Here is a 19,544-nt window from a genome sequence, read left to right as displayed (position 1 = left end):
AGCTACCTCGCCGGCCTCCATCTTCGCGCCTCGATGATCTGGATAGACGACCTCGTACGACCGCCCAACTGATCACAACATCACACAAGCCCTAGCACCAGGATGAGCACGTACGCCGGGTAGAGCGGGTCGCCGTCGCGGCGAGCGGACTCCAGGAAGGTCTTGGCCTCCTCGACGGACCACGGCTTACGAGCGGTCCGTCGAGGGGCCCGGAGCTTCACCGGAGCAGCGAGATTCTTCGTGATCAGCTCCTCGGCCATCGCGTTGGTCAACGCCGACCGGAGAGTGTTGCGGGCATCCCGAACGGTCCGTGAGGAGAGCTGCTGAACGAGGCGCTGCCTTCCGAGTCGCAGCGGGAGGACAAGCGGCCGCCCGGTGTGTGCGGCGAGCCGCGGATGTTCACCAACGCGATCAAGGACGGCGCGGACCCGAAGAACATCGACCTGGTGACAGTCAACCCCAAGGGCAAGAAGTTCAAGATGTGCGAGAACTGCGGAAGCCGGGTGCCCGGCTTCGGAGGCGAGGTCCTGACCGGATGACCAACACCCACGAGCGCGCGGGCGTTCCAGCGCTTCGGGCGGCTCTTGCCGACACGGCACGGATCGAGATCCACCCGCTCGATGTGGCGGACGCCTGCCGGCAGTACGACGAGGACGGCTACGAGGTCACCGACCGGCTCCGGGAATTCCTCGCGGCCTGGGGCGAGCTCACCGTGACCCGGAAGTTCCGGGAGCGGGACGTGGTCCTCACCACCGCGGTCGAGCCGACCCTGGAATCCGCCCACGCGACACCGAGGAACCTGGGCATCTTCGCCAGACGCCTCGGCCAGGAGGTCGCCCTCGTCGGCACCGCCTTCGTCACCGAGGAAGCCGTCCTCCTGGCGGAGAACGGCGACATCCTGCTCGTTGGCGATGTCGGGTTCCAGCGGGTGGCCAACGGCTTCGACGAGGCGATCCGCCGCCTCGTCGCAGCCGACTACGACACCACCTTCTTCTGGCCCGACCCGCCGAAGGCCCCCGACGACCCGGGCGACACGCCGTGAGGCGACGCATGACGTAGTACCGGACGTGCAGAAGGCTGCCGGCAGGCCCTCGACTGCCGGCGTCCGAGCTGCAACCCGGCCGGGCCGGACAGGTGGCGTTCGAACCGGACCCTCGCCCTCGATGTCGAAGGCGGGACGACCGCAGCAGGGGCAGGCTTTACCCGCGAAACCCGACCCGCTGTCAAAGGCCCTTCCGGGACTGCCCGGGAGGGCCTTTGAGCGTTCGTGCGGCGGGGGGAGTCCCGGAGGTGGGTGCGCAGCGGGGAGCGAATCCCTCGGCTCCGGTGGCGGAATCCCGTCCGGTCGTCGACCGGACGGGATCTCTGTTTTCGGTGGCCGGGCCCGAACTGGGCGGGGGTCAGCCGAGGCCGGTCTCGGCCGCGGCGACGAGGGCGAAGCCGTGGTCCTGGGCGGGAGCGCCGCCGCCGATGCCGAGGGCGCCGACGAGCCGTCCGTCGCGGTGCAGAGGGATGCCGCCGGCGAGGAAGAGCAGCGGGCGGTCCAGGGCGGTCGGCAGGGTGTGGAAGACGCCGCCCGGCTGCACCGCCTCGATGAGGTCGGCGGTGGGGGCGTCCAGCTGGAGGGCCGTGTAGGCCTTGCGGGTGCTGGTCTCGCCGGCGATCAGCACGGCCCGGTCGTCGCGGCGGAAGGCCAGCAGGTGGCCGCCGGCGTCCAGCACGGTGGCGGAGATCCGGACGCCCTCGGCCCCGGCGGCCCGGTGGGCGGCGGTGATCAGGCGGTCGGCGTCGGCGGTGGTCAGCGGGTTCATCGGGTGCTCCGGTTCGGTTCGGTGGTGCGGGTGGATTGTGCGCCCGGTGCGGGCGGGGAGGGGCGGACGGTCGGTCAGTGGTGGACCGGCACCCGCGGGTCGGCGGGTGCGGCCACGGTGTCCGGGGCCGCGTTCGGGACCGCGGCGGACCGGCGGTCCAGCGCGGTGGAGAGGACGGCGAGGCCGAGGGCGGCCGCGGCCATCAGCGCACCGACCCAGTTGGGGGCGGTGGCGCCGAAGCCGGCCGAGAGGACGGCGCCGCCGAGCCAGGCGGCGAGGGCGTTGCCGAGGTTGAAGGCGCCGATGTTGACGGCGGAGGCGAGGGTCGGGGCGTCGGCCGTCCGGTCCAGGACGCGCTTCTGCAGCGGCGGGACGGTGGCGAAGCCGAGCGCGCCGATCAGCGGCACGGTCAGGGCGGCCAGCACCTTGTCGTGCGCGGTGAAGGCGAACAGCGCGAGCACGACGGCGAGTGCGCCGAGGGCGGTCATCAGCATCGGCATCAGCCGGCGGTCCGCGTACCGGCCGCCGATCAGGTTGCCGGCGACCATGCCGAGCCCGAACAGGACCAGCAGCCAGGTGACGGAGGACTCCGCGTAGCCGGCGGCGCCGGTCATCATCGGCGCGATGTAGGTGATCGCGGCGAAGACCCCGCCGAAGCCCAGCACGGTCATCAGCATCGCCAGCACGACCTGGACGTTGCGGAAGGCGGCCAGCTCGCGGCGGATCCCCGGCCGGTGCGCGCCGTCCGTGCCGGGCCGCGGGTCGGCCGGGACGAGGGCGGCGATGCCGGCCAGGCCGGCCACCCCGAGCGCGGCGACCAGGGCGAAGGTGGCCCGCCAGCCGACCTGCTGGCCGACCAGGGTGCCGAGCGGGACGCCGACCACGTTGGCGACGGTCAGGCCGGTGAACATCATCGCGATCGCCCCGGCCCGGCGCGCCGGGGCCACCAGGCCCGCCGCGACGATCGACCCGATGCCGAAGAAGGCGCCGTGGGCGAGCGAGGCGGTGATCCGGCCGGCGAGCACCAGGCCGAAGGTGGGGGCGAGGGCGGTGAGCAGGTTGCCGGCGACGAACAGCCCCATCAGCAGCATGAGCATCCGCTTGCGGCTGATCCGGGTGCCGAGGACGGCGAGCAGCGGGGCGCCGACCACCACGCCGAGGGCGTAGCCGGTGGTGAGGAGCCCGGCGGTGGGGACGGAGACGCCGAAGTCCTGGGCCACCTGCGGCAGCAGCCCCATGACCACGAATTCCGTGGTGCCGATGCCGAAGGCGCCGATGGCGAGCGCCAGGAGTGCGAGAGGCATGGGTGGCCCTCCGAATGGTTGCGTGCAGGTCTTACGGGCTTCGACATTAATTGCAGACGCTGATAGTTGCAAACGCGGGCTTTTTCGGAGTTGGACTACCCTGGAACGGACACCGCAGCGAAGGGAGCAGTGGTCCCCCATGACGCGACCCGAACCGGGCCTGGCCCACGGCTGGTGCGCCCTCTCGGCCCTGCACGGCCGGATCGAGACGCACATCGAGCGCGCCCTGCAGGCGGAGCACGCACTGAGCGTGCGCGAGTTCTCCGTCCTGGACGTGCTCAGCGAGCAGCACGACGGCGAGGGCGGCCACTTCCGGATGGCCCAGCTCGCGGACGCCGTCGTGCTCAGCCAGAGCGCCACCACCCGGCTGGTCACCCGCCTGGAGGACCGCGGCCTGCTCGCCCGCTACCTCTGCCCGACCGACCGCCGGGGCATCTACACCGACGTCACCGAGGCCGGGCTCGCCCTGCTGGAGCAGGCCAGGCCCACCAACGACCACGCGCTGCGCGAGGCCCTGGACGCGGCCGGGCGCCGCCCCGAGCTCGCGCCGCTGGTCGCCGCCGTCCGAGGCCTGGAGCAGGCCCAGGCGGCAGCGCAGGCCGTGCAGCCGGCGCAGACGGTGCAGGAGGACGGGGCCGCGGCGCCCGTCCCGGTCGCGGTCGGCTGACCGGGCGGACGGCCCGGGAGCGGCGCAGGGCCCGGCCGCGGCGACGGGGTGTCGCCGGGGCCGGGCCCTGCGCGGTGCTGCCGACCGGGAGGGTCAGCTGCGGTACTGCGGGTGCTGCGGTGCGGGCGCCTGCGGAGGCACCGGGGCCGGTCCGGCGGGCCGGCGCCCGCGCGGGTGGCGGGTGAGGGTGTAGCCCCACACGCCGGCCAGGGCGGCCAGGGCGCCGCCCGCGACCGTCCAGTACCAGCGGGTGTTCCAGCCGGAGAACAGGCCGCTGTACCAGTGCGACTCCGGCTCGGCCGGCGCCGCCACCTCGACCGTGCCCGGCGCCGCCGGGGCGGAGGCCGAGGGTTTGGCACTCGGGGTGGCCGCGGTCGCGTCGGGCGCCGCGGTGGAGCCCGCGTTGACCGGCGGCACCAGCGGGGCCTTCAGCTCGCCGCCCTCCGGCTGGGCGTCGTCCGCCCCGCCCTTGGCGGAGACCTGCAGCTTCACCTGGGCCGCGAGGCCGAGGTCCTGCTGCGGCACGTCCGCCACGGAGAGCCGGACGTAGTAGGTGCCCGGCAGCGGGTCGCCCGACCACGGCTCGGCCCAGGAGCGGATCTGCCGCAGCGCGCAGCTCATCGACACCGAGGCGGTGCCGGTGTCCGCGGTGGCGTTCTGCGGACCGGCGGTGCAGGACTGCCGGCGGCGCAGGCCGTCGAACAGCTCCACCGACCAGGTCTGCGCGCCGTGCCGGTCACCGGACGGCGGCAGCGCCACCGTGACGTGCACGGTGTCGGTCTGGCCCTCGGAGGCGGCGAACGCCCAGTACAGGTAGTCGCCGGTGGAGGCGGACACCGCGGCCGTCCGCCCGGCGGGCAGCGGCGTCGCGGTCAGGAAGGTCGTCCCCGCGGTCGTCACCGGGGCGGTGTCGGCCGAGCCGGACGGCGCCGGCGACGGGGAGGCCGCGGCGGCGGACGGCGCGGCCGCCAGCAGGGCGCCGAGCCCGATCGGCAGCACGGCCGCGGCGCGGACGGCCCGCGAACGCAGCGTCAGGGAACGCATCATCGGTGCACGCATCGTCAGTTCTCCCGCCAGACAGCGATCCGCCAGCGCGCGACCCAGCCGAAGAGCAGGCCGGCCAGCAGGCCCGCGAGGGTCAGCACCAGCAGCAGGATCCAGCCGCGGCCGAGACCCATGGCCGGGCCGTCCGGCGACGGCGAGGCCTTGGCGACGTCCACCGTCAGCTCGACCGGCAGACCGGGTTCGGCCTGCACGCCGGCCTGGGCGGCGAAGGAGTTGCTGACGACCAGGCAGACGACGCCGTCGGTGGCCGCACCCTTGCCGGACGGCGAGGGCGTGGCGTCCTCGTCCGCCGCCGGGGCGGACCAGCGCAGACCGGTGGAGGCGACGTCGGTGCGGCCGCTGCCCGCGTCCGTGCCGCGCACCAGCTCCTGGCCGCGAACGTCGGTGGCCAGCAGCAGCACGCCGTAGTCACGGGCGACCGCCCGGTCCGGGGTGACGCTGACCGAGGCGCGCAGCTCCTCGCCCGCCTTCACCGGCACCCGGTAGACGCGGTGCTCGGAGAACTTCTCGCGGTCGCTGTAGACGCCGGGCCGCAGCACCGGCGCGTTCGGGCAGGCGTCGGCGCCGGCCACCTTGGCGGGCGTCACCCGGTAGGTCTCGCCGGCCCGGGTGACCAACTGCTTGACCTTGTCGGTCAGCTGTTCCTTCGTCCGCACGTCGGTGTAGGTACCGCCGGTGGCGTTGGCGATGCACAGCAGCTGCTGGCGGGTCTTGTCGTCGTGGGCGAGGCCCAGCGTGTCGACCACCAGGTTGATGCCCTGCGAGGCCAGTTCGCGGGCCACCTCGCACGGGTCCGGCGGGGCGCAGGAGTCCTCACCGTCGGTGATCAGCACCACCCGGCGGGTGGTCGGGCCGTTGCCGAGGTCCTGGGCCGCGCCGCGCAGCGCCAGGCCGATCGGCGTCCAGCCGGTCGGACGCAGGGTGGCGACGGCCGTCTTGGCCTCCACCTTGTTCGTCTTCCCGACCGGGTAGAGCTGCTTGGTGTCCTTGCAGCCCTCCGCCTTGTCGTTGCCCGGGTAGGTGGCGCCCAGCGTGCGGATGCCGAACTCGGTCTCCGCGGGCAGGGCGTCGATCACCTCGCCGATGGACTGCTGGGCGACCGAGATCCGGCTCCGGCCCTCGATGTCGGCGGCCCGCATGGAGCCGCTGACGTCGAGGACGAGGTCGACCTTGGGTGCCTCGGTGGTGGCGGCCGTGGTGCCGCCGGGTTCGTCGGCGTACGCCGGGAGGGTGCCGAGCAGCATGCCGGCGGATATCGCCAGTGCTGACAGCAGCCCCGCCGCGCGGGTCGCCGTTCGTCGTCGGGTAGTCGTCACGCGCGCATCCTATGGATCATCAATTCGGTTCTCCCAATGTGCAGGGCCTGTGCGAACCAAGCGGATTGTGCGGATCGGAGCACCGCGGCCCACCGGGTCGGAGCACCGTCTAGGCTTCCGCGGAGGGAGGGGGCGCATGCGGCTCGACGGGGTTGGACGGCGGTACGGCAGGCGCGGGCCGTGGATCCTGCGCGGGGTGGCGCTCGCCGTGGAGGCGGGCGCGCTGGTGCGGATCGGCGGTCCGAACGGCAGCGGCAAGTCCACCCTGCTGCGGATCGCGGCCGGGGTGGAGCGCCCCACGGAGGGCACCGCCGAGCTGCCCGCCCGACGGGCCTACGTGCCCGAACGCTTCCCGCCCGCACTGCCCTTCGACGCCCGCGGCTACCTGCGGCACCTCGGCCGCGTCCGCGGGCTGGACGCGGCGGAGGCCGACCGCAGGGCCGAGCACTGGCTGGAGGCCTTCGGCATCGCGGACCGGGCCGGCACCCCGCTCGCCGAACTCTCCAAGGGCACCTGCCAGAAGGTCGCCGTCGCCCAGGCCCTGCTCGCCGACGCCGACCTGCTGGTGCTCGACGAAGCCTGGACGGGACTCGACCCCGCCGCCCGCGCCCGGCTCGACGAGGCGGCCGCCGACCGGGCCGCCCGCGGCGGACGGGTGCTCTTCGTGGACCACGACCCGGCCCGGCTCGCCGGGCTCACCACCGCCGCGTACGAACTCGACGACGGCGCCCTGCGGCCCGTCGGCACCGGGCCGGCCGGTGGTGCGACCGTGCTGATCGAGGTGGAGACGGCCGGTCCGGGCCCGCTGCCCGAGCGGCTGCCCGGCGCACCCCGCCGCACCGGCCTGCCCGGCGGGGCCGTCCGGCTGGAGGTGGCCGGGGCGCACTCGGACGCCCTGCTGCGCGCCCTGCTCTCGGGCGACCGCGGCGTGCACGTGCGCAGTCTGGTGGCCGTCCCCGGGCCGGCCGCCGACGGGCACGCCCACGACGCGCGGGGCGGTGCCGGACGGGACGCCGAGGACGCGCAGGCCGTTCCCGAGGAGGCCCGGTGACCGCCCTGATCCGCTATCAGCTGGAGCTGCTGCTGCGCTCCCACCGCCTGATGCCGCCCGCGCTCTGCTACGGGGTGCTGATGGTGCTCGGGCTGTCCGGCGGGGACGACCCGCTCGGCGGCCACGCCTGGAGCGCCGGTCTGCTGCTGCCGGTCACCGCCTGGCTGGTGCGCTGCGCGGTGACCGCCGAGCCCGCGGCCGCCCGGGCCTGCCGGGTGGCCGCGGCGGACGCCCGCCGGGTGCACCGGGCCGACCTGCTGGCCGCACTGCTGGCCGCCGCGGTGCTCGCGGCGGCCGGGGCGGCGGCGGTGATCGCCACCGGAGGCCGCTCCGCGGCCGGCCCCGGGCCGGCCCTGCTGGGCGGCCTGGCGGCCACGGCGGTCTGCGTGCTGCTGGGGCTGGCGGTCGGCGCGCTGTGCAACCGACCGGTGATGTCCTCCGGGCCGTTCGGGATCCTGGCGGCGCTCGGCGCGGCGGTGCTGGTGCTGATGGTGCCCTTCGCGCCCGCCCACGTGGTGGTGCGGGCGCTCGTCCGGGCGGCCGAGCACGGCGAGCTCGACCTGACGGGTTCCGTGCTGCCGGCGCTGCTGGCCGCCGCGGTGTTCGCCGCCGGGGCGGTGGCCGCGGCGGCGGAGCTGGCGGCGCGGCGGGGGGAGTGACCGGGCCGGCCCCGTTCCGGCACCGAAAATCGGACACACCGCCACGATCCGCCATAAATATGGCAAATCCTCGTTAGGCTGCGACCACCAGCAGCGGTGCGGCACCGGTCCCGCACGCTCGAGGACTGGAAGGAACCCGCGCGTGAGCAACCTCTTCGCGATCTCCTACCCCGATGTGGCGACCGCCCAGCAGGTCCGGGACACCGCCATCGGCCTGCAGAAGCAGAAGCTGATGGACCTGGAGGACATCGTCGTCGTCGAGCGCCGGCTCGACGGCAAGGTCAAACTGCACCAGGCCGTCAACACCACCGGCATCGGCGCCGCCTCCGGCGCCCTGTGGGGCGGCGTCATCGGCCTGCTCTTCTTCATGCCGTTCCTCGGCGCGGCCGTCGGCGGCGCCACGGGCGCGGCGGTCGGCGCCGCGACCGACACCGGCGTCGACGACAACTTCATGCGCCAGGTCGGCCAGAAGATGGAGCCGGGCTCCGCCGCCCTCTTCATGCTCGTCCGCTCCGCCACCGCGGACAAGGTCGTCCCGCAGTTCGCCCAGTACGGCGGCGAGATCCTGCAGACCTCGCTCAGCGCGGACCAGGAGGAGCACCTCGTCGAGGCGCTCAAGGCGGCGAAGGCGCCCAGCGGCGTCTGACCCCGTCGCGGCCGCCCGCCCGGGCGGCCGCGCTCCGCCCGCCCAAGGACCGGCCGTGGCCACACCCACCACCCCGGCGGCCGCCCCGACCACCGCGCCCCCGGCACCGCCGACCCGCCGCACCACCGAGCTGCTGCTGGTCGTCGGCGCTGTGCTGATCGCGGTGTTCGGCTACATCGAGGTCGGCGCCAACATCGACGGCCGGCCACCGCCCGACGCCGCCTCCTACGGGGCGGCGCTCGGCGCGCTGGCCCTGGTCGCGCACGTCGCGGTGCGCTGGCGGGCCCGGTACGCGGACCCGCTGCTGCTGCCGATCGCCGTGTTGCTCAACGGCATCGGACTGGTCGTCATCTACCGGCTGGACCGGGCCACACCCGGCTCGGCCGCCGCCCCCGCACAGCTGCTCTGGTCCGCCTTCGGGGTGGCGCTCTTCCTCGCCGTGGTCGTCGTGCTGCGCGACCACCGGGTGCTCCAGCGGTACGCCTACATCTGCGCGCTGGCCGCCCTGGTGCTGCTGGTGCTGCCGGTGTTCTTCCCGCCGGTCTACGGCTCCCGGATCTGGATCACCGTCGGCGCGTTCTCGATCCAGCCCGGCGAGTTCGCCAAGGTCCTGCTCGCGGTGTTCTTCGCCGCCTACCTGGCCGCGCACCGCGACGCCCTCGCCCTGACCGGCCGCCGGATCTGGTGGTTCCAGCTGCCCCGCGGCCGGGTGCTCGGCCCGGTGCTGGTGGTCTGGGCGGCCTTCGTCGGCGTCCTGGTGCTGGAGACCGACCTCGGCACCTCGCTGCTGTTCTTCGGCCTTTTCGTGATCATGCTGTACGTGGCGACCGCCCGCAGCGGCTGGATCGCCATCGGGCTGTTCCTCGCCGCGGTCGGGGCGGCGGGCGTCGGCCGGCTCTCCCCGCACGTGCACAGCCGGGTCACCGACTGGCTGGACCCGCTCGGCACGATCGCCGCCGGCCAGGGGCCCAACCAGATCGCCCAGTCGCTGTTCGCGTTCGCCTGGGGCGGTCTGCTCGGCGCCGGCCTCGGCCTCGGCCACTCGATCCTCATCGGGTTCGCCGCCAAGTCCGACTTCATCCTCGCCACGATCGGCGAGGAGCTCGGCCTGACCGGGCTGACCGCCGTCCTGCTGCTCTACGCGCTGCTGGTCTCGCGCGGCTTCGCCACCGGCCTCGCCCTGCGCGACCCGTTTGGGCGGCTGCTGGCGATCGGCCTGGCCGCCATCGTCGGCCTGCAGGTCTTCGTGGTGGCCGGCGGCGTCCTCGCGCTGATCCCGCTGACCGGGATGACGCTGCCCTTCGTCGCCCAGGGCGGGTCCTCCGTCGTCACCAACTGGATCATCGTCGCCCTGCTGGTGCGGATGAGCGACACCGCCCGGCGCCCCCGTCCCGGGGCCCGCCCGTGATGACCCGCGGCGACTCCGCCGCCCGGCCCGGCATCTCCACCACCGGCCGCCGGGCCGGCACCTTCTGCCTGCTGCTGATCGTCGCCCTCGCCGCCCAGGCCACCCGGGTCCAGGTCTTCCAGGCCGACGCCTACAACCACAACAAGGCCAACCAGCGGCTCACCGTCGAACGCTACGACCAGCCGCGCGGCAACATCCTGGTGGCCGGCGAACCGGTCACCGGCTCCACGCCGACCGGCGGCCGCTACGACTACAAGCGGACCTACACCGACGGCCCCGCCTGGGCCGCCGTCACCGGCTACGCCTCCCAGGTCTTCGGCACCACCCAGCTGGAGGGCGTCTACGACGACCTGCTCTCCGGCGCCGACGACCGCCTCTCCGGCTGGGCGGTGTGGGACGCCGTCGCCCGCGGGCAGAACCCCGGCGGCGACGTCCACACCACCCTCGACCCGGCCGCCCAGCGGGCCGCCCTGCGCGGCCTCGGCCGCCAGCAGGGCGCCGTCGTCGCGATCGAACCCGCCACCGGCCGCATCCTCGCCCTCGCCAGCACCCCCTCGTACGACCCGGGAAGCTTCGCCGGCTCCTCCGCCGCCGACCGCGAGGCTTGGACGAAGCTGCGCGCCGACACCGACCAGCCGATGCTCAACCGGGCGCTGCGCCAGATCTACCCGCCCGGCTCCACCTTCAAGGTGGTCACCGCGGCCGCCGCGCTCGCCTCCCGCACGGTCACGGACATCCACGCCCCGACCGGCGCGCCCTACCCGTACGTCATGCAGGGCACCACCACCGAACTGGTCAACGACAGCCGGGCCTGCGACGAGGCCGGCCTGTCGCTCGACGAGGCGATGATCGGCTCCTGCAACAGCACCATGGGCTGGCTCGGCACCCAGGTCGGACTGCAGAAGATGGTGTCCACCGCCCAGTCCTTCGGGTTCAACGACGCCGCCCTCGACGTCCCGGTGCGGGCCGCCCGCTCCAACTTCGACACCAGGATGAACACCTCGCAGGTGGCGCTCTCCTCCATCGGCCAGTACGACACCGCGGCCACCCCGCTGGTCATGGCGATGGTCGCCGCCGGGATCGCCGACAACGGCACCGTCATGCGCCCCCAGCTGGTGGACAAGCTCACCCGCAGCGACGGCACCGTCGTCCAGCTCATGCACCCGCAGACGTACCGGCAGGCGGTCAGCCCGGCCGTCGCCGCGCAGGTCCAGCAGCTGATGGTCGACGTCGTCGAGGAGGGCACCGGCAGCAGGGCGCGGATCCCCGGCGCCGTGGTCGGCGGCAAGACCGGTACCGCCCAGCACGGCACCGGCAACGGCGGCACCCCGTACGCCTGGTTCATCGCCTGGGCCCGCCCGGCGGACTCCGGCGGAGTGCCGCCGGTCGCGGTGGCCGTGGTGGTCGCCGACAGCGAGGCGACCGACGTCACCGGCGGCACCCTGGCCGCCCCCATCGCCCGTTCGGTCCTGCGGGCCGTGCTGGACGGCGGCTGACCTGCCGCCCGCACCGGGCGGGGCCGCCGCGCCCCGCCGACACGCGCTCCGACCGGCCCGCACGGCGCCGAGCCCGGCGTCCCCGCCCCGCCCGCAGGCCGCCCCCGCTGTGGCAGGACGCACACCACCAACCGTCGAGGCACCGGGACACGGACCCGCCCAGCCCCTAACCTCTCTGCCATGGTGAGCCCCCGGATGCCCGACCGGCCCGTGCCCCGGCGCCGTGCGCGCGGGCGCCCCGCCGTCCCCGGCACCGGGACGGCGCCCGCCGCCCGGGTGCCCCGCCCCCGGTCCGTCCGCCGCCCGGCCGCCCGACGGCTGGCCGGCCACCGCGGCGTCCAGTTGCTCGGCTGCGCGATCGCGGCCGGCTGGGCCGCCGCCTTCCCGCTCGTCTCGGACCTGCCCAACCAGGTCTTCTGGGGCACCCTGGCCGGCCCCGCCTACGGCATCGCCGGACTGCTCTGCCTGGTGCTGCCCCGGCGGATCGCCCCGCGCGCCGCCGCCGCGGTGGCGCTGGTCGGTGCGGTGCTGCTGCCGCTGGTGCTGCTCGCCGTGCACGGCCGCCACCAGTCCGAGGTGATGGTGGTCGAACGCTCCGCCCACCTGATGCTGCTCTCCGGCGACCCGTACCTGGCCGCACCCGTCCGGGCCGCCGACTACAACCCGTACCTGCCCACGATGGTCCTCTTCGGCCTGCCGCGGGCGGTGCTCGGCAGCGCCGGGCCGGCGGCGATGCTGCTCGGCGACGCCCGGATCTGGTTCGCGCTGACCTTCCTCGGCTGCATGCTGGGCAGCTGGTGGCTGCTGCGCCCCGCCCACGACCGCGCCCCGCTGCTGCCGCTCGCCGTGCTCACCGCCTCCCCGCTGATCGGGCTGGCCCTCGCGGTCGGCGGCGTCGACCTGCCGCTGATCGGCGTCTGCTGCCTGGCGATGGCCCTTGCCGCCCGCGGCCGCGCCACCGCCGCCGGGGTGGTGCTCGCCCTCGCCTGCACCCTCAAGTGGACGGCCTGGCCGGCGCTGCCGGTGGCCGCCCTGCTGATCTGGCGGCTGTACGGCCGGCTGCCGGCTGCCCGGGCCGCACTGATCGCGGTCGGCGCCTCGGTGGCGGTGGTGCTGCCGTTCGCGCTGCTCGACGGGCAGGAGATGCGCGAGCAGGTCGTCCGCTTCCCGCTCGGCCTGGCCGCCGTGCAGACCCCGGCCGGCAGCCCGCTGCCCGGCAAGGTGCTGGCCGGCCTCGGCCCGACCGGCCACACCATCTCTCTCACCCTGCTCTGCCTGGGCGGCCTCGCCGTGGCGCTCTGGCTGCTGGCCTACCCGCCGACCTCGGCGGTCGCCGCCTGCGACCTGCTGGCGGCCGGCCTGGCGATAGCGTTCGTGCTCGCCCCGGCCGGGCGGTTCGGCTACCTGGCGCTGCCGGCCGTCCTGGTGATCTGGCCCCGACTGGCCTCCCGGACGCTCTCCTGGCGGACGTCGGAGCGGGCCGCGCTGCCGCCGCGCACCGGACTCGTCCAGGTCTGACCCCCGGGCCCGGACGACAGCCAGGACCCCCCGTCCGGCGCGTCCCGCGCTCTGCGCCACGATGATCCAGAACACTCGTGCCGGGACGGCCGGCACCGCAGGGAGGACGGCGGATGGCGCACAGCGACGGACCGGCGGGCACCGACCGCCGGCGCTTCCTCGGACTCGCGGTCGGCGCCGCGGCGGCCGGCGCCGCCGCCACCGCGGGCTGCGCCTCCACGGCCGGCCCCACGCCCCCCGCCGCCACCGGGAGGTCCTCCGCGGCCCGCCCCGCGCCCTCCGCCACCGCGGCCGAGAACGCACTGCCTGGCGACCCGGACTGGCGGATCACCCGGCCGGGCTCCGCCGAGGCGATCGAGGGCTTCGCCGACCGGGTGAGCGTGCTGCCCGGCGAGCCCTTCGGCCTGTACGTCTCCACCACGGTGCCCGGGTTCCGGATCCGCGCCTACCGGATGGGCTGGTACGGCGGCACCCGCGCCCGGCTGGTCTGGCACTCGGACGCGCTGCCCGGCACCCGCCAGCCGGACCCGGAGGTGGACGCGGCCACCCGGCAGGTCCGCGCCGGCTGGCGCCGCACCGCCACCGTGCAGACCCGCGGCTGGCCCGAGGGCAGCTACCTGCTGCGGCTGGACGCCGAGGACGGCTCCGCCCAGCGGTACGTGCCGATCACCGTCCGCTCCCGGGCCGCCGCCGGCCGGACGGTGGTGGTCAACGCCGTCACCACCTGGCAGGCCTACAACGAGTGGGGCGGCCACAACCTCTACAACGGCCCCACCGGCGGCCTGGCCACCCGGTCGCTGCAGGTCACCTTCGACCGGCCCTACCGCTACGCCGACGGCGCCGGACTCTTCCTGGTGTACGAGGCGCCGCTGATCGCCCTCGCCGAGCGGCTCGGCCTGCCGCTGGCGTACACCACCACCGTCGACCTGGCCCGCGACGCCGACCTGCTGCACGGCGCGACCGCGGTGCTCTCGCTCGGCCACGACGAGTACTGGTCGCCCGAACAGCGCGCCCACGTCGCCGCGGCCCGGGACGCCGGCACCAACCTGGCGGTGCTCGGTGCGAACTGCTGCTTCCGCCGGGTCCGCTACGAGCCCTCCGCGCTCGGCCCGGACCGCACGGTGGTCTGCTACAAGGGCGCCTGGCAGGAGGACCCGGGCCGCAGGGCCGGGCACCCCGCGACCAACGACTTCCGGGCCGCGCCGGACGCCGACCCGGAGAGCTCGCTGCTCGGGGTGATCTACGACGGCTACCCGGTGGACGCCCCCTACGTGGTCACCGAACCCGGCCACTGGGTGTTCGCCGGGACGGGGACGAAGGCCGGCGACTCCTTCGCGCACCTGGTCGGCGTCGAGTACGACCGGGTGAACACCGCCTTCCCCACCCCGCGGCCGATCGAGGTCGTCGCGCACTCCCCGGTGGTCTGCGACGGCCGGCGGTCCTTCGCCGACACCGCCTACTGGACGGTCCCGGGCGGGGCCGGGGTGTTCGCCAGCGGCACCATGCGCTGGGTCGAGGCCCTGGACGCCCAGGGCCCCGGCGGGCACGGCAACCACGGCATGGACGGCCGGACGGGCGACCTGGTGCGCCGGGTCACCGAGAACGTCCTCACCGCCTTCGCCGCCGGCCCGGCCGCCCGGACCCACCCGGCCGTGGACAACGTCGCCACCGTTTACGGCTAGACCGAAGCCGCGCCCCCGGAAGGTGCACCACCAGTGGGTGCACCACCCGGGGCGCGGGGAACTGTGCAACCCGCGGTGGTGCACCCGGTCCCCCGGGAGGTCAGCCGCCGTTGCCGATGCGGAGCAGCTTGGCGGCGGCCGGTGCGGCGGCCTGGGAGCCGTGGCCGCCGCCCTCGACCTCGGCGGACACCGCGAGGTTGCCGCGGTAGGCGGTGAACCAGCTGTTCGTCCCCTTGCCGTCGACCTCGGCGGTGCCGGTCTTGGCGTAGACGTCGCTGATCCCGGCCATGGGCTCGCGGGCGGTGCCCTCGGTCACCACGGCCCGCATCAGCGAGCGCAGGTCGGCCAGCACCTTCGGGTCGAGGGTGCGGGAGGCCTTGGCCACGTCCGTCTTGCCCGCCACCAGGACGGGCTGGCGGAAGGTGCCGCTCTGCACGGTCGCCGAGACGGAGGCCATCGCCAGAGGGTTGGTGCGGATCGCGCCCTGGCCGATGAACTCCGGCAGTGCGCCGTTGATGTTGGACGGCACCGGGATGTCGGTGTCGAAGGCCGGCAGGCCGGTGTGCCAGACGAGGCCGAGGCCGAAGACCTCCTTGGCGATCTTCGGCAGGCTGTCGGCCTGCAGCTTGTCGTGGCCGGTGTTGATGAAGGCGGTGTTGCAGGACTGCGCGAAGTCCTGCCGGAAGGTGAACTCCGGGTGGGCCTCGGGGAAGTCGTTGGAGACCTGCTGACCGCCGGCCGTGGTGCTGGCCGGGCAGGCGATCGGGGTCTGCGGGGTGACCCCGGCCTCCAGCAGGGCCGCACCGGTGACCACCTTCATGGTGGAGCCGGGCGCGGTGCCGCCGACGAAGGCCCGGTTCTGCCCGTCGGCGGGGGCGTTGGCGAAGGCCAGGACGTTGCCGGTGCTGGGCTCGATCGCGACCAGCGAGGCCTTGTGGGTGCCGGCCTTGGCCTGCTCCTTCACCGCGTCCTCGGCGGCCTTCTGCAGGGTGGCGTCGAGGGTGAGCTTCAGCGAGGGCACCGGCTTGGGCTCGGTGATCACGAAGAGCTGCTCGGGCTTGGCCTTGCCGGCGTCGTCCGAGATCACCACGCCGCTGCCGGCGTCGGCGGGGTCGCCGGCGGCGCCCTGCTTGAAGACGTCCAGCAGCCCGAGCAGCGAGGGGAAGCCGGTCAGCTGGCGGCCCTTGCGGTCGGTCACCTGCGCGGCCTGCGCGAAGACCGGCTTGACGTCGAGCGTCTTGCCCACCGCCAGGTGCGGGTGCACGACCGCGGGGCCCCACTGCACGGCGGCCCTGCCGTCGCTCATCTTCACCATCGGCAGCACGCCGCTGTACGTCCACGGCTTGCCGGAGCCGGCGAACTCGACCTTGGCGGAGAACGACAGGTTCACCGCCTGGGCCGCGTTGGCCGAGCTCTGGACGGGGGCGCCCGCCGGGGCCGCGGTCGGGCCGCCCGGCGTCATGGTGAGGGCCGTCGGCTTGAGTTTGCTGCGGAACGCGGCCAGGGCGGCGTCGGCGGCGTCCGGCCGGTCGGTCTCCTTGCCCGCCGCCTCCAGGTCGCCCTTGGACCAGGCGGCCAGGAAGGCCTTGGCGGCCTCGGCGGCCTGCTCCTGGGTCGGCGAACCCGCGACGACCGTGCGCGGCCCCTTCGGCTTGTCGCCGTCGCCGGTCAGCGCGGTGGCGAGGTTGTAGGCGCCGTACCCGCCGACCCCCAGCATCGCCACGCACACCCCGCCGATGCCGATCTTCACGCCCTTGTGCACGGTGTCCCCCCACGGTGTAGCCCCGACAGTGGCCGATCGCACCCACGGTAGAACACGGAACGTGTGTGCACCCACGACACTTCGGTCACTCGTGACACCCGTCGTCCGCGGGCGGCGGTCAGATCCAGCTGGTGAACCACATCCTGGCCCGCCAGTCGTCCATCGGGATCGTCTCCCCCGTATACAGGGGGTGGAAGTACAGAAAGTTCCACATGACCGCGAAAACGAGCAGTCCGGCCGCCGCACCGCCGATCAGCCGGCGGTCCCGGCCGGCCCCCGCCGGGCCGAGCAGGGCGCCGATCATCATGGTCACCGCCAGCACCAGGAACGGCACGAAGGCGACCGCGTAGAACAGGAAGATCGTGCGCTGCTGGTAGCCGAACCACGGCAGGTAGCCCGCGGCCACCCCGCACAGGACGGCCCCGGCCCGCCAGTCGCGCCGCACCGCCCAGCGGTACAGGCAGTACGCCAGCGCCGCGATGCCGGCCCACCACAGCACCGGGGTGCCGATGCCCAGCACCTCGCGGGCGCACTCGGTCGCCGTGCAGCCCGCCTGGCCGGCCTTCGGCGACTCGTAGAAGAAGGAGACCGGCCGGCCGAGCAGCAGCCAGCTCCACGGGTTCGACTGGTAGGTGTGCGGGCTGGTCAGGTGGACGTGGAAGTCGTACATGGTGGCGTGGTAGTGCCACAGGCTGCGCAGGCCCGCCGGGACCCAGCTCACGTCGAACTGCGGCAGCGGCAGGCCCATCAGGTGGTCCGGCGACAGGCCGGCCCGGTGCTCCGCCCAGTCGCGGCCGTAGCCGCCCTTGCCGGGCACCGCGCTGCTGAGGAACCAGCCCGTCCAGGAGGCCAGGTACACGCCGACGGTGACCGCGAACAGCAGCGGCAGCGCCACCACCGCGTCGAACAGGCCCCACAGCAGCCACCGGTGGCTGCCCGCCGCCCGGCGGGTCGAGGCGTCCCAGAGCACGCCCATCACCGCGAACGCCAGCAGCGCGTACAGGCCGCTCCACTTGGTCGCGGTCATCAGGCCCAGCGAGACGCCCGCCGCCAGCCGGTACGGCCGCCAGCCGAGGAACACCCAGTCCGGGCCCGCACCGGCCTCCAGCCGCCGTGCGACGACGCCCCGCGTCCGGTCCCGGTCCAGCAGCAGGAAGCCGAACGCCGCCACGAACCAGAACATCACCACCAGGTCGAGCAGCGCCGTCCGGCTCATCACGAAGTGCAGGCCGTCGACCGCGAGCAGCAGCCCCGCCACGCAGCCCAGCAGCGTCGAGCGGAACAGCCGCCGCCCGATCCGGGCGATCATCAGGATCGACAGCGTGCCGAGCACCGCCGTCATGAACCGCCAGCCCAGCGGGTTCATCCCGAAAACCTGCTCGCCCAGGCCGATGATCCACTTGCCGACCGGCGGATGGACGATGTACGCCGGGTCCGCCCGGTACGGCACCGTCGGGTGCCCCGCGGTGATCAGGTTGTTGGCGTCGTCCGCCCAGCTGGTCTCGTAGCCGCCCCGCCAGAGCGAGTACGCGTCCTTGGCGTAGTACGTCTCGTCGAAGATCAGCGCCTTCGGCGTGCCCAGGTGCCAGAACCGCAGCAGACCGCCGAAGACCGCCACCGCCACCGGGCCGATCCAGCCCGACCAGCGGCACAGCCACGACCACAGCCCGTCCGGCAGGCGCAGCCCCAGCTGCAGCAGCACCGGTGAGGGCGGCACCACCGCCGGGGTCACCCCCGGGCCGTCCGGCATCGGCGGCACCAGTCGCCGCGCCACCGGCAGCGGCTCCGCCGCGCGGTACCCCGCGCGCTCCAGCCGCCGCCGCCAGAACGGCCGCTCCGGCTCCGGTTCCGGGCCGCGCGGCCCGGGCAGGCCCGGAACCGCGGGTGCGCCGCCGGGCGCCGCCGTGGACGCGCTCAGCAGCGCCACGCCGCCCTGGTCGGTGTGGTCCGCGCCCCCAGGCGCCTCGGATGCCGTGTCGCCGCTCACGCGCCACATCGTAGGGGCGCTCCCCCGGAAGCAGGAGGGCCCCCGGGGACCTCCCCCGCCAACCCGCCCGGTTCGTCACCGTTCGCCCCGCTGTCCCGGTGCCCGGCCCGGCACTCGCCCGGCCCTGGGAGGATGGTGTCCGTGACAGGTGTACTCGTGCTCGCAGGAACCCCCATCGGCGACGTGGGCGACGCCCCGCCCAGGCTGCTCACCGAGCTCGCCGGGGCCGACGTCGTCGCCGCCGAGGACACCCGGCGGCTGCGCCGGCTGACCCAGGCGCTCGGCGTCGCCCCGACCGGCCGGGTGGTGTCGTACTTCGAGGGCAACGAGGTCGCCCGCACCCCCGAACTCGTCGAGGCGCTGCGCGGCGGCGCCCGGGTGCTGCTGGTCACCGACGCCGGCATGCCCTCGGTCTCCGACCCCGGCTACCGGCTGGTCGACGCGGCCGTCGCGGCCGGCATCCGGGTCACCGCCGTGCCCGGCCCGTCCGCGGTGCTCACCGCGCTCGCCCTCTCCGGCCTGCCGGTCGACCGCTTCACCTTCGAGGGCTTCCTGCCCCGCAAGGCCGGCGACCGGGCCCGCCAGCTCGCCACCGTCGCCGCCGAACCGCGCACCATGGTCTTCTTCGAGGCCCCGCACCGGATCGCCGAGACGCTCGCCGCGATGGCCGAGGCCTTCGGCGGCGACCGCCCCGGCGCGGTCTGCCGCGAACTCACCAAGACCTACGAGGAGGTCCGTCGCGGCCCGCTGGCCGAGCTGGCCGCCTGGGCCGCCGACGGCGTCAAGGGCGAGATCACCGTCGTGGTGGCCGGCGCCCCGCCCGCCGCGCCGGAGGAGGTCGGCCCCGCCGAGCTCGCCCGCCGGGTCGCCGTCCGCGAGGAGGCCGGGGAGCGCCGCAAGGAGGCCATCGCCGCCGTCGCCGCGGATCTCGGCCTGCCCAAGCGCGAGGTCTTCGACGCCGTGGTGGCCGCGAAGAACGCGGGCTGACCAGGCGTGCTCCCCGCGGGTGCCGGTCGTACCGTGGAGGGAAGCACCCCGGCAGTGCCCGCGTTCCACCGGCTGCGTACAGGTCTTCCCAACGCACGTCCAAGACTTGACAAGTCGGGTGGGAAACCCGCCCGTGCGGGAATCGTCCGGGATGAAGACCCGAGCCGGACGACCGTCCGGCGGGC

The 19,544-nt window shown here is 74.8% G+C and carries 18 protein-coding genes; 11 read left to right on the top strand and 7 right to left on the bottom strand.

Annotated elements, in window-relative coordinates:
* Positions 1–80: 80 nt before the first annotated feature.
* On the bottom strand, positions 81–260 hold the full coding sequence (locus tag AB0O09_RS11835) for a hypothetical protein (RefSeq protein WP_363541432.1): 180 nt from the start codon (positions 258–260) through the stop codon (positions 81–83).
* Between the two features lie 135 nt (positions 261–395).
* Between AB0O09_RS11835 and AB0O09_RS11830 the strand changes: the two genes are divergently transcribed.
* Both AB0O09_RS11830 and AB0O09_RS11825 read left to right on the top strand, forming a co-directional pair.
* On the top strand, positions 396–539 hold the full coding sequence (locus tag AB0O09_RS11830; RefSeq protein ID WP_363541431.1) for a hypothetical protein: 144 nt from the start codon (positions 396–398) through the stop codon (positions 537–539).
* Entirely contained in the window at positions 536–1,042 is a 507-nt protein-coding gene (locus AB0O09_RS11825) for an SUKH-3 domain-containing protein (RefSeq protein WP_363541430.1), read from the top strand. Before AB0O09_RS11830 ends, AB0O09_RS11825 begins: the two co-directional genes overlap by 4 nt.
* Before the next feature lie 358 nt (positions 1,043–1,400).
* On the opposite strand, the gene AB0O09_RS11820 is transcribed toward AB0O09_RS11825, so the two are convergent.
* Positions 1,401–1,811, bottom strand: coding sequence for a heme-binding protein (locus AB0O09_RS11820; protein WP_363541429.1), 411 nt, complete (start codon positions 1,809–1,811; stop codon positions 1,401–1,403).
* 74 nt (positions 1,812–1,885) lie between these two features.
* Positions 1,886–3,115 carry an MFS transporter gene (locus AB0O09_RS11815; RefSeq protein ID WP_363541428.1) on the bottom strand — a complete coding sequence of 410 codons (1,230 nt, stop codon included), beginning with the start codon at positions 3,113–3,115 and terminating at the stop codon, positions 1,886–1,888.
* Between the two features lie 139 nt (positions 3,116–3,254).
* On the opposite strand from AB0O09_RS11815, the gene AB0O09_RS11810 reads away from it, so the two are divergent.
* Complete coding sequence (locus tag AB0O09_RS11810; protein ID WP_363541427.1) at positions 3,255–3,782, top strand: MarR family transcriptional regulator; 528 nt, start codon at positions 3,255–3,257, stop codon at positions 3,780–3,782.
* Positions 3,783–3,875: 93 nt separating this feature from the next.
* Here AB0O09_RS11810 and AB0O09_RS11805 read toward each other — a convergent pair whose 3' ends face one another.
* Positions 3,876–4,829 (bottom strand): peptidase, encoded by a 954-nt coding sequence (locus tag AB0O09_RS11805; RefSeq protein ID WP_363541426.1) that lies wholly within the window; start codon positions 4,827–4,829, stop codon positions 3,876–3,878.
* A 14-nt stretch (positions 4,830–4,843) separates the two neighbouring features.
* Entirely contained in the window at positions 4,844–6,163 is a 1,320-nt protein-coding gene (locus tag AB0O09_RS11800) for a VWA domain-containing protein (protein ID WP_363541425.1), read from the bottom strand.
* A gap of 136 nt (positions 6,164–6,299) precedes the next feature.
* On the opposite strand from AB0O09_RS11800, the gene AB0O09_RS11795 reads away from it, so the two are divergent.
* The 7 genes from AB0O09_RS11795 (at position 6,300) to AB0O09_RS11765 (ending at position 14,623) form a co-directional block, all read left to right on the top strand.
* Positions 6,300–7,214: an ATP-binding cassette domain-containing protein gene (locus AB0O09_RS11795; RefSeq protein ID WP_363541424.1), complete on the top strand. Its 915-nt coding sequence runs from the start codon at positions 6,300–6,302 to the stop codon at positions 7,212–7,214.
* On the top strand, positions 7,211–7,873 hold the full coding sequence (locus tag AB0O09_RS11790; RefSeq protein ID WP_363541423.1) for an ABC transporter: 663 nt from the start codon (positions 7,211–7,213) through the stop codon (positions 7,871–7,873). Before AB0O09_RS11795 ends, AB0O09_RS11790 begins: the two co-directional genes overlap by 4 nt.
* Before the next feature lie 142 nt (positions 7,874–8,015).
* Positions 8,016–8,519: a DUF1269 domain-containing protein gene (locus AB0O09_RS11785; RefSeq protein WP_363541422.1), complete on the top strand. Its 504-nt coding sequence runs from the start codon at positions 8,016–8,018 to the stop codon at positions 8,517–8,519.
* Between the two features lie 55 nt (positions 8,520–8,574).
* Positions 8,575–9,927 (top strand): FtsW/RodA/SpoVE family cell cycle protein, encoded by a 1,353-nt coding sequence (locus AB0O09_RS11780; protein WP_363541421.1) that lies wholly within the window; start codon positions 8,575–8,577, stop codon positions 9,925–9,927.
* The gene (locus AB0O09_RS11775; RefSeq protein WP_363541420.1) at positions 9,927–11,423 is read left to right on the top strand and encodes a penicillin-binding transpeptidase domain-containing protein; all 1,497 of its coding nucleotides are present in this window, start codon (positions 9,927–9,929) and stop codon (positions 11,421–11,423) included. Before AB0O09_RS11780 ends, AB0O09_RS11775 begins: the two co-directional genes overlap by 1 nt.
* Before the next feature lie 180 nt (positions 11,424–11,603).
* On the top strand, positions 11,604–12,941 hold the full coding sequence (locus AB0O09_RS11770; RefSeq protein WP_363541419.1) for a hypothetical protein: 1,338 nt from the start codon (positions 11,604–11,606) through the stop codon (positions 12,939–12,941).
* Positions 12,942–13,054: 113 nt separating this feature from the next.
* Positions 13,055–14,623, top strand: coding sequence for a N,N-dimethylformamidase beta subunit family domain-containing protein (locus AB0O09_RS11765; protein WP_363541418.1), 1,569 nt, complete (start codon positions 13,055–13,057; stop codon positions 14,621–14,623).
* Between the two features lie 100 nt (positions 14,624–14,723).
* On the opposite strand, the gene AB0O09_RS11760 is transcribed toward AB0O09_RS11765, so the two are convergent.
* Complete coding sequence (locus tag AB0O09_RS11760) at positions 14,724–16,385, bottom strand: penicillin-binding transpeptidase domain-containing protein (RefSeq protein ID WP_363541417.1); 1,662 nt, start codon at positions 16,383–16,385, stop codon at positions 14,724–14,726.
* Positions 16,386–16,503: 118 nt separating this feature from the next.
* Positions 16,504–18,381: a phospholipid carrier-dependent glycosyltransferase gene (locus AB0O09_RS11755; RefSeq protein ID WP_363541416.1), complete on the bottom strand. Its 1,878-nt coding sequence runs from the start codon at positions 18,379–18,381 to the stop codon at positions 16,504–16,506.
* Positions 18,382–18,513: 132 nt separating this feature from the next.
* Between AB0O09_RS11755 and rsmI the strand changes: the two genes are divergently transcribed.
* Positions 18,514–19,359, top strand: a complete 846-nt coding sequence (gene rsmI, locus AB0O09_RS11750; RefSeq protein WP_363541415.1) for a 16S rRNA (cytidine(1402)-2'-O)-methyltransferase — start codon at positions 18,514–18,516, stop codon at positions 19,357–19,359.
* Positions 19,360–19,544: the final 185 nt, after the last annotated feature.

The sequence above is a fragment of the Kitasatospora sp. NPDC093679 genome (genome assembly GCF_040683455.1).
In the GTDB taxonomy this organism is placed as follows: Bacteria; Actinomycetota; Actinomycetes; order Streptomycetales; family Streptomycetaceae; genus Kitasatospora; species Kitasatospora arboriphila.
Note: the sequence above shows the minus strand (reverse complement) of the source record. Positions and strands in the feature narration are given on the sequence as shown.

Bases quoted from the DNA above. Each gene is read 5' to 3' on its own strand.
- AB0O09_RS11810 (WP_363541427.1), top strand. From the start codon at position 3,255: ATGACGCGACCCGAACCGGGCCTGGCCCACGGCTGGTGCGCCCTCTCG.
- AB0O09_RS11755 (WP_363541416.1), bottom strand. From the start codon at position 18,381: ATGTGGCGCGTGAGCGGCGACACGGCATCCGAGGCGCCTGGGGGCGCG.
- AB0O09_RS11815 (WP_363541428.1), bottom strand. From the start codon at position 3,115: ATGCCTCTCGCACTCCTGGCGCTCGCCATCGGCGCCTTCGGCATCGGC.
- AB0O09_RS11835 (WP_363541432.1), bottom strand. From the start codon at position 260: ATGGCCGAGGAGCTGATCACGAAGAATCTCGCTGCTCCGGTGAAGCTC.
- AB0O09_RS11795 (WP_363541424.1), top strand. From the start codon at position 6,300: ATGCGGCTCGACGGGGTTGGACGGCGGTACGGCAGGCGCGGGCCGTGG.
- AB0O09_RS11830 (WP_363541431.1), top strand. From the start codon at position 396: ATGTTCACCAACGCGATCAAGGACGGCGCGGACCCGAAGAACATCGAC.
- AB0O09_RS11825 (WP_363541430.1), top strand. From the start codon at position 536: ATGACCAACACCCACGAGCGCGCGGGCGTTCCAGCGCTTCGGGCGGCT.
- AB0O09_RS11775 (WP_363541420.1), top strand. From the start codon at position 9,927: ATGACCCGCGGCGACTCCGCCGCCCGGCCCGGCATCTCCACCACCGGC.
- AB0O09_RS11820 (WP_363541429.1), bottom strand. From the start codon at position 1,811: ATGAACCCGCTGACCACCGCCGACGCCGACCGCCTGATCACCGCCGCC.
- AB0O09_RS11765 (WP_363541418.1), top strand. From the start codon at position 13,055: ATGGCGCACAGCGACGGACCGGCGGGCACCGACCGCCGGCGCTTCCTC.
- AB0O09_RS11770 (WP_363541419.1), top strand. From the start codon at position 11,604: ATGGTGAGCCCCCGGATGCCCGACCGGCCCGTGCCCCGGCGCCGTGCG.
- AB0O09_RS11805 (WP_363541426.1), bottom strand. From the start codon at position 4,829: ATGATGCGTTCCCTGACGCTGCGTTCGCGGGCCGTCCGCGCCGCGGCC.